The sequence below is a fragment of the Sphingomonas sp. GW821-FHT10F09 genome, from assembly GCF_058809195.1.
Genome location: NZ_JBXASI010000001.1, coordinates 82,322 through 95,715 on the forward strand (window position 1 = coordinate 82,322; position 13,394 = coordinate 95,715).

A 13,394-nucleotide genomic window follows, 5' to 3' on the forward strand; every position below is an offset into this window, starting at 1 on the left:
CACGCCGGAGCGCGGTCGTGGAAGCCCGTCCGTCGCCTCCCCGTGTCGGGGAGGCGGTTCGCGTCAGAACGCCGCGGTCAGCGAGAAGACGGCGGTGGCGCCGGCGATCGAGCCGACCCCGTCCTGGCCCTTGCTAAAGCTCGGCTGCAGATAGGCCGATTCGCGCTTGCTGATGTCGGTGTCGGTATAGGCGACGCCGACCGTCAGCGGCGTGCCGGCGATCGCATAATCGGCACCGAGCAGCCAGTCGGCATATTCGCCGGTCGGCGCGACGCTGGTCGCGAACGGGCCGAGCCCGTCATTGCCCTTCGAATAGCCGAAATGCGCCTTCAGCGTCAGGCCGGTGTTCGGCACCGCGCTGCTGATGTCGCCCCAGACGTAGAGGTTGTCGTTCTTGTCGCCGGGGTTGGTGTAGACGCCGTTCGCCGCGGCGGTGCCGTTGGCGTACCATGCGCCGAGCGCTTCCTGCTTGGGCGCATAGGCGACGCCGGCGGTCAGGCCGACCGGGCCGAGCGTGCCGGACAGCTTGGCATAGGGTTCGATGAAGTCGGTGTTGTCGAAGCCGCCCGGATACATGTACCAGGTCGCGCCGACGTCGAGCGTGCCGCCGCCGACCGGGACCTTGTAGCCCGCGATCAGGTCGAGCTCCATGTTGGCGCCGCCGAAGGTGCCCCAGCCGGCGAGGTTCGAACCCCAGGTACCGATGTAGAGGCCGCTTTCGTGCGCGATGGTCAGGCCGCCCTGGACGGCGAGCTGCTTGTCGCTCTGCGACACGCCACGGAAGCGATAGTCGGAGACGATGCCGACGCTGCCGGTGACGGTGACCGGCTTGGGTGGTGCGGTTTCCTGCGCGGCGGCGGGAACGGCGATCAAGGCTGCGAGCGATGCTGCGGCCAGGCTGAGATACTTCATGGGACCCCTTTCAACGGTTGGAGGGTCCCTCCTGCGTCCGGGCCGCCGGCGCGCTCGCTTCACGGTTGTGAAGGGGCGCCAGTCATTCCCGAACGCCTATTCGCTATCGCAGCATTGTGGCCAAACCTTTGCCTTTGTGTAACGAAACATTGCTGATCGACGATCAGTGAGCGAGTGCGGCAGTCTTGCCACGCGCCCCGAACAGCTCGACCGGATCGCCGGCGGCGCGACGCCGCTGGAACCAGTCCTTGATGAGCTCGGCGCAGGTATGGTCGACTGTCGACAGGTTGGTGACGTCGAGGCGCACCGCCTGGCCCGCCGGCGCCCGCTCCAGCGTGTCGGACAGCTTGGGCAGCGACACGAAGGTCGCCGAGCCTGACAGGTTGATCGCATGCGCGCCGGCATATTCGCCCTCGGACACGTTGAGGCCGAGGCGGCGGAGGTGCGGGACCAGTTCGAGCATCGACAGGCCGATGCCGACCAGCACGCCGGTCAACAGGTCCTCGGCCACCACGGTGACCAGCGTCGCCAGCCAGATGAGGGCGGGGAGCGGTCCGTAATGCGAGAGCAGGTGGCGGGCATGGCTGAGGCTGACGAGGCGCCAGCCGGTGACGACGAGGATCGCGCCGAGCGCCGCCATCGGGATCTCGCGCAGCAGCCAGGGCAGCAGTGCGACGAAGCCGAGGATCCAGATGCCGTGGAAGACGGTCGACATCCGGGTGGTCGCGCCCGCCTGCACGTTGGCGGATGAGCGGACGATGACGCCGGTCATCGGCAGCGCGCCGGCGAGGCCGCACAGCAGGTTGCCGATGCCCTGCGCGCGCAGTTCCTTGTTGTAGTTGGTGCGCACGCCGTCGTGCATGCGGTCGACCGCGGCGGCGGAAAGCAACGTCTCGGCGCTGGCGATGAAGGCGATGGCGAGCGCGGCGGTGATGATCGCCGGGTCCATCCACTTGGCGAACAGCTCGGTGCCGGGCAGCGAGATCGCCGCGGTGATCGACTGCGGCACGTTGACGCGGGCGACGTCGAGGCCGAACGCCAGCGCGGCGAAGGTGCCGGTGAGCACGCCGACCAGCGCGCCGGGGACGAGCTTCATCGACGCCGGGCGCAGCTTTTCCCAGCCGAGCATGGCGATGATCGTCAGCATGCCGATGCCGAAGGCAAGCTCCGCGGCCTGGATCGAATCGACCGACAGGCCGAGCAGGCGGCCGGGGGCGGCGGCGAGGTTCTGGAGACCGCTGGGGAGCGGCTTGGCGTCGAACAGGACGTGGAACTGGCCGACGACGATCAGGACGCCGATGCCGGCGAGCATGCCGTGGACGACCGCAGGGCTGATCGCGCGAAACCAGCCGCCGAGGCGGGCGATGCCGGCGATGACCTGGATCACCCCGGCGAGGATCAGGATCGGGCCGAGCGCGGACAGGCCCTGGTCGCGGACGAGTTCGAAGACGACGACGGCGAGCCCGGCGGCGGGGCCGCTGACCTGCAACGGCGAACCCGCAAGCAGGCCGACGACGATGCCGCCGATGATACCGGTGATGAGACCCTTTTCCGGCGGAACGCCCGAAGCGACCGCGATGCCCATGCACAGCGGCATCGCAACGAGGAAGACGACGATCGATGCGGTGAGGTCGCGCGTGACGACGGGCATCGACGGCAGTTTGAGGGCGCTGAGGATCTGGTTCATATCGCTGCCTTCGCGAGCGGCGACAGCCGCATCGGGCTGCGATCCTACCGGACGTACGATGCGGCGGCGCGACGGGATTGTTTTATTGTGTTGCCGATGTTTGTGCGGCGGAACCGGCGGCAGGGCTGGGCAAAGAGCGGGCCCGGCAACTAGCGCGGCAGGAAGATCGTGGCGCGCAGGCCGCCCTGGACGCGATTGGACAGGGTGAGGACACCGCCCTCCGATTCGACGATGCGGGCGACGATCGGCAGGCCGAGGCCGAAGCCGATCGTGTCGCGCGGCCGGGCGGTGTCGAGCCGGACGAAGGGTTCGAGTACGCGGCGCAGCTGGTCTTCGGGAATGCCGGCGCCGTCGTCCTCGACGCCGATCGTGACGCCCGCGGGCGCGCTGTCGAGCCGGATCGTGACGTTGCCGGCGTAATGGAGCGCATTCTCGACCAGATTGGCGAGCGCGCGCTTCAGCGCGACGGGGCGGACGGTGACCTCGCAATGCGCGGGCCCGTCGTAGACGCCGGGCAGGTCGCGATCCTCGACGTCGTCGATCAGCGTGGCGCAAAGCACGGCGATGTCGGTCAGCACCGGCGTTTCGGGATCGCTGTCGCCGCCGAGGAACGCGAGCAGCGAGGTGACCATCGCCTCCATCTCGCCAATGTCGCGCTGGATCGCGGCGCGGGTGGGGGCGTCGTCGACGCCGTCGGCGCGCAGCCGCAGCCGGGCGAGGGGGGTGCGCAGGTCGTGGCCGACCGCGGCGAGCGCCTGCGTTCGGTCAGCGATCAGCCGCTGGATGCGCGCCGCCATGCGATTGAAGGCGGCGACGACGTGGCGCACCTCGCGCGGGCCGGCCTCGGAAATGGGATCGTGCTCGGTATCGCCGAAGCTGTCGGCGGCGGCGGCGAGCTGGCGCATCGGCCGCAGCGCGCGGCGGATCAGCAGCCCGCCGAGGATCATCAGCGCGAGCGCAGGGATCAGCGCGAGCAGGATGCGTTCGGCGGCGAGGTTGAGGTTGTGGAGCGGTTCGAGCGTGCGGAAATAGAGCCAGCTGCCGTCGGGCAGCTGCAACCCGCCGGTGACGACCGAACTGCGCCCGGGCGAGGTGAGCTTCAGCCGCAGGTCGGTGGCGGCGAGCGACGGTTCCCATTCCACGACCTGATGCCGCATGCTGTCGAGCGCGGGCGCGATCGGGGGCGGTGCGGGCAGGTCCTGCTGCCAGTGCAGCGCATAGCGTTCGGTGGTGAGGTCCTCCGCCATGTCGTCGCGGCGCGACACCGGCTGTTCGGCGATCAGGCGGCGGGCGATGACGAGATGTTCGGCGAGGCGGCGCGCCTCGTCGTCGCGCACCGCAAACTGGCTGGCCCGCTCGTAGAGCAAGGTGCTGACGCCGAATTCGATGACCATCGTCAGCAGGAGGATGGCGACGATCTGGCCGATGATGCCGATCGAGGGGCGCAGGAAGCGTTTCATGCCGGGTCCGCTGGAACGCGACCGGCGATCAACGGCGCGTCACCTCGGTGTTGAGCATATAGCCGACGCCGCGGACGGTGATGATCGGCGCGTCCTTGCCCGCGCTCGACAGCTTGCGGCGTAGGCGGCTGATGAGCACGTCGATGCTGCGGTCCGAGCTGTCGCCGAGGCGGGTGCGCGACAGTTCGATCAGCCGTTCGCGGGCGATGACGCGGCCGGCATGTTCGGCAAGGCTGACAAGCAGGTCGAATTCAGCGCCGGTGAGGTCGACGACCGCGCCGGTGGGGGAGGTGAGCTCGCGGCGGGGCAGCGTGACCTGCCAGCCGTCGAAGGTCAGCACGCCCTCCTCGCGCTCGCCGGGGCTTCGCTCCAGCGAGCCACGGCGCAGGACGGCGCGGATGCGGGCGATCAGTTCGCGGGTGCCGAACGGCTTGGCGATATAATCGTCGGCGCCGAGTTCGAGGCCAACGACGCGGTCGGTTTCGCTGCCCTTGGCGCTGATGAAGATGATCGGAACTTCGCTCTTCTGGCGCAGGGTCCGGCACAGGTCGATGCCGCTGGTGCCCGGCAGCATGATGTCGAGCAGGATGAGGTCGACGGGGCCTGCCTCCAGCGCCAGCCACATCTCGGGCGCGGCCGAGGCGGGGCGGACGAGATAGCCGTTTTCCTGCAACGCGCGCGTGGTCAGGGTCCGAAGGGCGGGATCGTCCTCTACCAGGAGGATGGTGGGGGCGGTCATGGGCCGAGAGGTAGGCAAGGACGCTGGCGGGGTCAACCGACGCGCCGCGCCGGCAGGGCCGCTGCGGGAACATCCCGCCCCGGTCGGGCGTCGTATCGGGCAAGGCAGGGGTCGTCTTCGCTCCTTTGACCGAGGGAGGCGGCCCCTGCCGAACTCCGCCCTAAGAACCCCGCCCGAAGAACCTTGCCCACATCAGTCCGCCGCGACCGGACCGTGGCCACCCTTGGGCCGCCGCGTGAACCAGACGATCACGATCAGCGCCGCGCATACCCATGCCGAGATGCGGAACAGGTCGGTGGAGGCGAGCAGATAGGCCTGGCCGACCATCTGGCGGGTGATCGCCGCCGCGGCCTGCGTCGAGGTCGCGCCCATGCCCTGCAACGCCTCGCTCGCCATTCGCAGCGGCATGCCTTGGCCGACCGCCTCCGACAGGTGGCTCTGGTGCAGCGCCTCGCGCCGGTCCCAGGCGGTGGTGATGATCGAGGCGGCGAACGAACCCGCGACGATGCGCGCGAAATTGGAGATGCCGGTGGCGGAGGGCAGCCGCTGCGGCGGAATGCCGTCGAGCGAGATGGTCAGCATCGACAGGAAGAAGACGCTCATCGCCACACCCTGCACCAGCAGCGGCAGCATGAAGTCCCACGAACTCGCGCTCGTCGTATAGCCCGAGCGCATGTAATAGGAGGTCGCGAAGGCGAGGAAGGCGATCGTCGCGAGGATGCGCGCGTCGATCTTGCCCGACAGCCGTGCCGCGAGCGGCGACAGGAACACCGCGACGATGCCGCTCGGCGCGGCGATCAGGCCCGCCCAGGTCGCGGTATAGCCGACCTGCGTCTGCAGCCAGAGCGGCAGGATCAGGATGTTGGCGAAGAACACCGCATAGCCGAGGCAAAAGGCGATGTTGCCGATCGCGAAGTTGCGGCTCTTGAACAGGCTGAGGTCGACCGCCGGATTGGCGTCGGTCAGTTCCCAGATCACCCAGGCGACGAAGCCGATCGCGGCGACCACCGCCATGACGCAGATCGTGGTGTCGTTGAACCAGTCGGCGTTCTTGCCGAGATCGAGCATGATCTGGAGCGCGCCGACCCAGACGACGAGCAGTCCCAGCCCGACGGTGTCGATCGGCAGCTTGCGCGTCGGCGTCTCGCGCGTCTTCAGCCCGCGCCAGCAGACGAGCGCGGTGAAGATGCCGAAGGGCACGTTGATCAGGAAGATCCAGCTCCAATGGTAATTGTCGCTGATATAGCCGCCGAGGATCGGGCCCATCACCGGGCCGACCAGCGTGGTCATCGACCAGACGCCCAGGGCGGTGCTGCGCTTGTCGGCGGGAAAGACGGAGATCAGCAGCGCCTGACTGCCCGGCATCATCGGGCCGGACACCGCGCCCTGGATGATGCGGAAGACGATCAGCGATTGCAGGCTCCACGCGATCCCGCACAGGAACGAGGCGAGCGTGAACAGCGCGACCGCGGTGCAGAAGGTGCGCACGACGCCGAACCGGCCCATCAGCCAGCCGGTCAGCGGCACCGCGACGCCGTTCGCGACGGCGAAGGCGGTGATGATCCACGTCGAATTGTCGCTCGACACGCCGAGGTTGCCCGCGATCGTCGTCAGCGACACGTTGGCGATGGTGGTGTCGAGCACCATCATGAACGTGCCGAGCGCGAGCGCGAAGGCGATCAGCGCGAGCTTGCCGCCGGTGAGGGGGGCGGGTTGGGCGGGCATCAGCGTTTGTCCCAACGGAGCGTGCTGCCCTCACCCTTCCGGCGCTGCGCGCCTTCCTCCCTCTCCCGCCGGGAGAGGGAGAAGACGGCGTAGCCGGCGAAGGGTGAGGACAGAAGCGACGTCATCAGCGGTTGGCGGCGATGATCTGGCGGATGCGGGCCTCGACCGCGGGGTCGCCGCCGTCGGTTGGCTTGCTGCCATAGGCCTGGGTCGCGGCGCGGCCGAGGCGCTGGCCGGCGAGGTCGGCGGTGTCGACCGTCGCATTGACCGACAGGCCGACGCGCAGCGGGTTGCGAACAAGCTCGCGCGGGTCGAGGCCGATGCGCACCGGCACGCGCTGGACGATCTTGATCCAGTTGCCGGAGGCGTTCTGCGGCGGCAGCAACGCGAAGGCGTTGCCCGAGCCGGCGCCGACGCCGATCACCCGGCCATGGAACACCACGTCGTCGCCATACATGTCGGCGGTGATCGTCGCCGGCTGGCCGATGCGCAGGTCCTTGAGCTGGGTTTCGCGGAAGTTGGCGTCGACCCACACCTTGCTGAGCGGGACGACCGCCATCAGCGGCGTGCCGGGTGGGACCTGCTGGCCGAGTTGGACGGTGCGCTGCGCGACGACGCCGTCGATCGGCGCGACGATGTGCATGTGGCTGCGCGTGATCGCGGCGCGGCGATAGGCGGCGGCGGCGGCGAGCACGGCGGGGTTGGTGCTGGTGTCCGTCCCCTGCACCGCGGAGCGCGACTGCGTCTGCTGGCTCAGGGCGAGGTTGAGATTGGCGCGCGCGACCTTCACCGCATCGGCGGCATGGGCGAGTTCCTCGCCGGAGATCGCGCCCTGTGCCGCGGCACCCTGGCGGCGGGCATAGTCGGCGGTCGCGGCGGAGAGTTGCGCGCGGGCCTGGACGACCGCGGCGCCGCTTTCCGACACCTTGCCGATGTCGGCGCGGGTGGCGCGGACGGCGCGGGCGAGTTCCGCCTCGGCCGAGGCGAGCGCGACGTCCGCGGTCGCGGGATCGAGGTCGAGCAGCGGGGCGCCGGCCTTTACCGTCTGCGTGTTGTCGGCGTGGATCGCGGTGATCTGGCCGGGGTCGCGCGCGGTGATCGCGACGACGTCGCCGGCGACATAGGCGTCGTCCGTTTCCTGTTCGGGCTTGGCGAGCAGGAAGTGGAAGACCGCCCAGACGATCAGCCCGATCGCGACGACGAGGCCGAGGATCAGGAAGCCGCGGCGGCGGGCGCGCGGCTTGCCGCCTTCCGCTTCCGGTTGCGGTGCGGGGGCTTGCGTATCGGTCATCGGCGGGGTTCCTGCGGGGTGAAGCCGCCGCCGAGCGCCAGCACCAGCGCGACGCGCTGGCGGGCCGCTTCGGCGGCAAGATTGGCCTGGGCGAGCTCGGCATCGAGCAGGCGGACGTCGTTGTCGACGAGGTCGAGCTTGCTATCGAGGCCGCTCGCCACGCGGATCGCGTTGAGCCGGTTGGTCTCGCCGAAGCCGCGGACGACCTCTGCGGTGCGCGCGCGCTGCTGCGCGAGGTTGCCGACCAGTGCGATCGCGTCCGCCGCCTCGCGCACCGCGCCGACGACGCGGTCGTTGTAGTCGGCGGTGGCGAGGTCGAGCGCGGCGGTGGCGCCGGCAAGATCCGCCTTTAGCCGGCCGTTGTCGAACAGCGGCAGGTGGATCGCGGGGCCGGCGCCGGCGGTGCCCGCGTCGAGGCTGAACAGATTGCCGAGCCCGACCGCCTGGAAGCCCGCCAGCGCGGCGAGATTGACGTTGGGATAGAAAGCGCGGCGCGCGACCTGCCGCCCGGCGGCGGCGGCATCGATGCGGGCGAGGCCGGCGGCGATGTCGGGCCGGCGCGCGAGCAGGTCGGCGGGCACCTGCGCGGGGAGCGGCAGCGCGGCGTCGACGTTCAGCGTGGCGGGGCGGATCGCCGCGGCATAATCGGGACCGCGCCCGGCGAGCGCGGCGAGCGCGTTGGTCGCCAGCGCGCGGGTGCCCTCGGCCCGGACCAGCGCGGTCTGCGCCTGCGCCAGCAATGTCTGCGCGGCGGTGGCCTGCAGGTTGCTGGCGAGGCGGTTGCGGATCCGGATATTGACCAGCCGCAGTGAATCCTGTCGCGTCGTGATGGTGCGGCGGGCGATCCCGGCCTCCGCCTCGGCGCGGGCGAGGTCGATATAGGTCTGGACGACCGATCCGGCGATGGCGAGGCGCGCCGCCGCGAGGTCGAGCGCCGCCGCCTGCGTCGAGGCACGGGCGCTGTCGATCGCGGCCTTCTGGCGGCCGAACAGGTCGAGGTTCCAGTTGAGGTTGGCCTGCGCCTGCCCGACGAAGCGGACCGAGCCGGCGAAGGGCGGCGGGATCGTGTAGCGGCCCGACAGGCGCGCGACCTGCGCCGATCCGTCGAGCGTCAGGTCGGGGCCGTTGGCGGCGTCGCGGCCGGCGAGCACCGCCTGCGCCTGCGCCACGCGGGCGAGCGCGGCGGCGAGCGTTGGGTTGCCCGCGGTGGCGTCGGCGACGAGGCGGTCGAGCTGCGCATCGCCGAAGCCGGTCCACCATCGGTCGGCGATGGCGGGCGCAGCGGGGCCGGTTAGGCCGAGCGTCGCGGGCACGACCGGCGCCACCGCCGGCGGGCTGTGCGGCACGGCGCAGGCGCTGAGCAGCAGCACCGCCAATGGGGAAAGTTTCGCTATCGTCACGCGGGTCCGCCTTCGTCCGGGGTCTGTTGCAGGGTGTTGCGCAATCGGTCGAGCAGGCGGATCAGGTCGGTGACGTCCTCCGCCGGCCAGTCGCGCAGCCAGTCGTTCCAGATGGCGATGACCGCGTCGCGGACCCTGGCCGCGATCGCGTCGCCCGACGGCGTCAAGGCGACGCGGACCATCCGGCGGTCGCCGTCCTCGCGCGTGCGGGTCACCCAGCCGCGCTCCTCCAGCGTATCGACCACCCGCGTCGTCGCCCCCTTGTCATGGCCGAGGTCGCGGGCGATCTCCGCACAGGTCGAGGCGCGATCGAAATGCAGTGCGACGAGCGCGCTCCACTGCGTCTTGGTGATGTCGTACGCGGCGAACACCGGTTCGAGCGCGACCGTGCCGAGCTGCTCCGACCGGCGGATCAGATAGCCGATCGAGTTTTCGGGGTGGAAGTTCGAGTCGGTGTAGAACGGCATGTGGTTGCCATGGCAATGGTTGCCGAGGCAGTCAATAGTGTTGCGCAATGTTGCCAGCCATCGCTAACGGCTTCTTAGGCGCCGGACGTTAGGCGGGTGGTCTGGACTTGCAGGACCCCCGACCCATGGAATTTCCGCTGATCGCGCCCAATCCGCCGCGGCTGAGTGCGCTGACCGAGGGCTTGCGCCGGATCGAGGCGTCGGGCGTGTTCAGTAACAACGGCCCCGAAGTGCGCGCGTTCGAGGCGGAGATTACCGGGCGAATGTTCGGCGGCACCGGTGCGAGCCTCGCGGTCGGCAATGCGACATTGGGACTGATGGTCGCGATCCGGCAGGCGGCGGGGATGCACCCGCGGCCCGGCACGCTGGTGTTAATGCCGGCGCTGACCTTCGCCGCGACCGCGCAGGCGGCGCTCTGGGCGGGGCTGACGCCGCTGATCTGCGATATCGAGCCCGGGACATGGGCGGCCGACCCCGTGCAGGAAGAGGCGCTGCTGGCGCGCCACGGCGAGCGGATCGGCGTGATCGTGCCCTATGCCACGTTCGGCACGGCCATCGATCTCGATCGCTATGCGTGGCTGGCGAAACATTATCAGGTCGGCGTGGTGATCGACGCGGCGGCGTCGCTCGGCACGCTGGATGACGCCGGGCGCGGCTTCGGCACCGGCGCACCGTTCACGATCGTCTATTCGATGCACGCGACCAAGACCTTCTCGGTCGCGGAGGGCGGGCTAATCCATAGCGGCGACCGCGCCCTGATCGACCAGCTGCGCAGCATGATAAACTTCGGGTTCGAGGGCGGTCGCAGCGCGACCTTGCCCGGCATCAACGCCAAATTGCCCGAGGTGATCGCGCTGATGGCGCGCGCCAAGCTCGCCGAGATCGACGCGGTGTGCGACCATCGCGCCGCGATCGACACCGCCTATCGTGCGGCGCTGCCGGCGTTCACGATGCAGCGGCGACAGGGGCAGCGGCAGGCGACGCAGTTCATGCCGGTGCTGCTGCCCGCCGATCTTGCCGCCTATCGTCCGGCGATCGTCGCCGCGCTGGCGGCGGACGGGGTCGGCGTCGGCCAGTATTTCAGCCCGCATATCGGCGAACAGCCGCTGTTCCGCGACGTCGCTCTGGTCGAGCTGACGCCGGTCGCCGACGACATCGGCGCGCGGATGCTGAGCCTGCCGATCACCGATGCGATGACGCCGGCCGACGCGCCGGTGATCGCTGGACGATTGATGGCCGCGATTGAGCGGGTGGCTGACACCGCGATGGCGCGGATGGGAGAGACGATGCACGCCCGGGATCTGGCGACGGTGGTGATCGGCGGCGGCCCTGCCGGGACCGCGATGCTGACGTCGGCGAGCAAGCAGAACAAGCTGGTGCCGCTGGTCGAGGCGGGCTTCGCGATCGTCGAACGGCGGACGCGGATGGGCGCGGGCGAGCTCGGCAATTACGCAATCCGCTCGGATACCACCGCGGAGACCTTCTTGTCCGCGGTGAAGAACAACCCGCATCCCGAACTCGCGGCGCTGGAGCATCATCCGGCCGGGCAACTGATGCAGCGCTATGTCGCGGAACTGGGCGCGCCGCTGACCGATACCGCGCCGCTGCTGTCGGTCACCGCGGACCGGCTGAAGGGCATCGTCGCGGCGCATGGCGGCGAGGTGCTGACCGGGCATGACGCGACCGCCGTGCAGCGCACCCCCGATGGCCGCTGGCGAACGACCGTCAGGGACGCATCCGGGACCGACCGTACGCTCGTGTCGCGCAACGTCGTCGTGGCGACGGGTGGCTATCAGACCGACGAACAGGTCGCGGGCAAGCGTGTCGCCGGCGTGCCGCTGGGCAAGCTCGCCGGCCGGCGGCTGATGCGGTCCGATACCTTGCTGCGGCTCGGCGGGGTCGAGCAGGTGCACGAGCGGCTGCGTGGGCGGCCCGCGCCCCGGGTCGCGATCATCGGCGCCTCGACCAGCGCGATTGCGGCGGCGGTGCTGTTGCTCAAGAACCAGCCCGGCTTCGCCTTCGGCGCGGGAGCGGTGACGATCCTGCATCGCCAGCCGCTCAAGCCCTTCTATCCGACGATCGCGGCGGCGCATGCCGAGGGCTTCCACGATTTCGACGAGAACGACATCTGCCCGGTCAGCGGCTTCGTGCTGCGGCTGGCGGGGTTGCGGCTCGAATCGCGCGAGCTGGTGCTGCGGATGCTGGCGCTGGGCGGGCGAACCCCCGATCCACGCGTCACCACGCACCGGATCGCCGGCGACGCGGATGCCGAGGCGCGGCGGATCATCGCCGACGCCGATCTGGTGGTGGGCGCGCTCGGCTACCGGCCGCGCGCGGTGCCGCTGCTCGGGGTCGACGGCACGCCGCTGGCGCTGGCGCATCACGAGGGGCGGCCGATGGTCGATCGCCATTGCCGCATCCTCGACGCGCAGGACCGGCCCGTCCCGGGCGCCTATGGCATCGGCCTGTCCGCCGGCTTCGTGCCCTGGGGACGGCTGGGCGGCGAGGCGAGCTTCCGCGGGCAGGCGAACGGCCTGTGGCTGTGGCAGAACGACGTCGGCCAGATGATCGTTGATCAGCTGCTGGGGCTGGAGCGGCATGATATGGTGGCGGGCGACCGCGCCGCGGCATGAGCGATCCGGTCGTTTCGGTCGTCATCCCGGGCTATAACGGCGCGGCGTTCATCGGCGATACGCTGGTGTCGCTCGCCGCACAGACGCTGACCGACTGGGAGGCGATCGTCGTCGACGATTGCTCGGCGGACGACACGCGCGACCTCGTGCGCAGTTGGGCCGATCCGCGCGTGCGCCTGATCGAGAATGCGGAGAACGGCGGCCCGGTGCGCACCCGCAACCGCGGCGTCGCCGCGGCGCGCGGACGCTATATCGCCGGGCTGGACCAGGACGACCTCTGCCACCCCGCACGGCTGGCGACGCAGGTCGCCTATCTGGAGGCGCATCCCGACGTCGTGCTGGTCGGTACGCAGGCGGAGCAGCTGCGCGACGGCAAGGTGTCGGCGATGCATTACGCGCCCCACACCACGCCGGACCTGATCGCGTGGCTGGGCTGGATCGAGAATCCGATCGTCTGGTCGACGGTGATGGTCCGTGGCGATGTCGCGCGGCGGCTCGACCCGTTCACCCGGCCCGAGATCCTCTATGCCGAGGATTTCGACCTCTATGGCCGCATATCGGCGTTCGGCCGGATCGCGCGGATCGATGCGCCGCTGCTGGTCTACCGCCAGCACGCCGGCGGCGCGTCGAAGCGCTTCACCGACACGATGCGGGCATCGGCGATGCGTGTGCTGGCCGAACGGCATGCGGCGTTGCTGGGGGACGACGCGGCGGTGGTGCTTGCGCGCCTTCTGGTAATGCACAACATGGGCGGCGAACCGGTGCCGGACCGTGCGACTCTGATCCGGCTGGGCAACGGCATCGCGACCCTGCAGGCCGCCTTCATCGCGCAGCATCGGCCGGATGCGGAAAGCCGCAAGCTGATCCGCTGGGAAACCGCGCGGCGCTGGGCGCGGATCGGGCGGGCGGGGCTGCGCTCCGGCGCGGTCGGTATCGGCGACGTGCTCGCGGCGCGACCGCCGCACCTCGGCCTCGGCTATGCCGGGATCGAGACATTGCTCTGGTGCGGCGCGATCGGCGCGGTGCGACGGCTGCGCCGTGTCGCCTGAGCCCGCTCCGCCCGCCCCGATAATCTACGCA

General features: G+C 70.2%; 10 protein-coding genes. 2 read left to right on the plus strand and 8 right to left on the minus strand.

The annotated features are described in order from the left end of the window. Nucleotides 1-63: 63 nt before the first annotated feature. From AC1RTO_RS00330 to AC1RTO_RS00365, 8 genes are all read right to left on the minus strand, one after another. Nucleotides 64-912, minus strand: a complete 849-nt coding sequence (locus AC1RTO_RS00330; RefSeq protein WP_493158993.1) for a TorF family putative porin — start codon at nucleotides 910-912, stop codon at nucleotides 64-66. 163 nt (nucleotides 913-1,075) lie between these two features. Beyond that, the gene (locus AC1RTO_RS00335; RefSeq protein ID WP_493158994.1) at nucleotides 1,076-2,599 is read right to left on the minus strand and encodes a SulP family inorganic anion transporter; all 1,524 of its coding nucleotides are present in this window, start codon (nucleotides 2,597-2,599) and stop codon (nucleotides 1,076-1,078) included. Nucleotides 2,600-2,748: 149 nt separating this feature from the next. Beyond that, a complete protein-coding gene (locus AC1RTO_RS00340; protein ID WP_493158995.1) occupies nucleotides 2,749-4,059 on the minus strand; it encodes an ATP-binding protein in 1,311 nt (436 codons plus the stop codon). 28 nt (nucleotides 4,060-4,087) lie between these two features. Continuing rightward, nucleotides 4,088-4,798, minus strand: coding sequence for a response regulator (locus tag AC1RTO_RS00345; protein ID WP_493158996.1), 711 nt, complete (start codon nucleotides 4,796-4,798; stop codon nucleotides 4,088-4,090). Nucleotides 4,799-4,990: 192 nt separating this feature from the next. Then, nucleotides 4,991-6,523, minus strand: a complete 1,533-nt coding sequence (locus tag AC1RTO_RS00350; RefSeq protein ID WP_493158997.1) for a DHA2 family efflux MFS transporter permease subunit — start codon at nucleotides 6,521-6,523, stop codon at nucleotides 4,991-4,993. Nucleotides 6,524-6,647: 124 nt separating this feature from the next. Further along, nucleotides 6,648-7,814 carry an HlyD family secretion protein gene (locus AC1RTO_RS00355; protein ID WP_493158998.1) on the minus strand — a complete coding sequence of 389 codons (1,167 nt, stop codon included), beginning with the start codon at nucleotides 7,812-7,814 and terminating at the stop codon, nucleotides 6,648-6,650. Then, entirely contained in the window at nucleotides 7,811-9,214 is a 1,404-nt protein-coding gene (locus AC1RTO_RS00360) for an efflux transporter outer membrane subunit (protein ID WP_493158999.1), read from the minus strand. The genes AC1RTO_RS00355 and AC1RTO_RS00360 overlap by 4 nt, the downstream gene beginning before the upstream one ends. Further along, a complete protein-coding gene (locus tag AC1RTO_RS00365) occupies nucleotides 9,211-9,681 on the minus strand; it encodes a MarR family winged helix-turn-helix transcriptional regulator (RefSeq protein ID WP_493159000.1) in 471 nt (156 codons plus the stop codon). The genes AC1RTO_RS00360 and AC1RTO_RS00365 overlap by 4 nt, the downstream gene beginning before the upstream one ends. 125 nt (nucleotides 9,682-9,806) lie before the next feature. Here AC1RTO_RS00365 and AC1RTO_RS00370 point away from each other — a divergent pair, with 125 nt between their 5' ends. After that, nucleotides 9,807-12,314, plus strand: a complete 2,508-nt coding sequence (locus tag AC1RTO_RS00370) for a DegT/DnrJ/EryC1/StrS family aminotransferase (RefSeq protein ID WP_493159001.1) — start codon at nucleotides 9,807-9,809, stop codon at nucleotides 12,312-12,314. Continuing rightward, nucleotides 12,311-13,363, plus strand: a complete 1,053-nt coding sequence (locus AC1RTO_RS00375) for a glycosyltransferase family 2 protein (RefSeq protein WP_493159002.1) — start codon at nucleotides 12,311-12,313, stop codon at nucleotides 13,361-13,363. The genes AC1RTO_RS00370 and AC1RTO_RS00375 overlap by 4 nt, the downstream gene beginning before the upstream one ends. The last annotated feature ends 31 nt before the right edge of the window (nucleotides 13,364-13,394 follow it).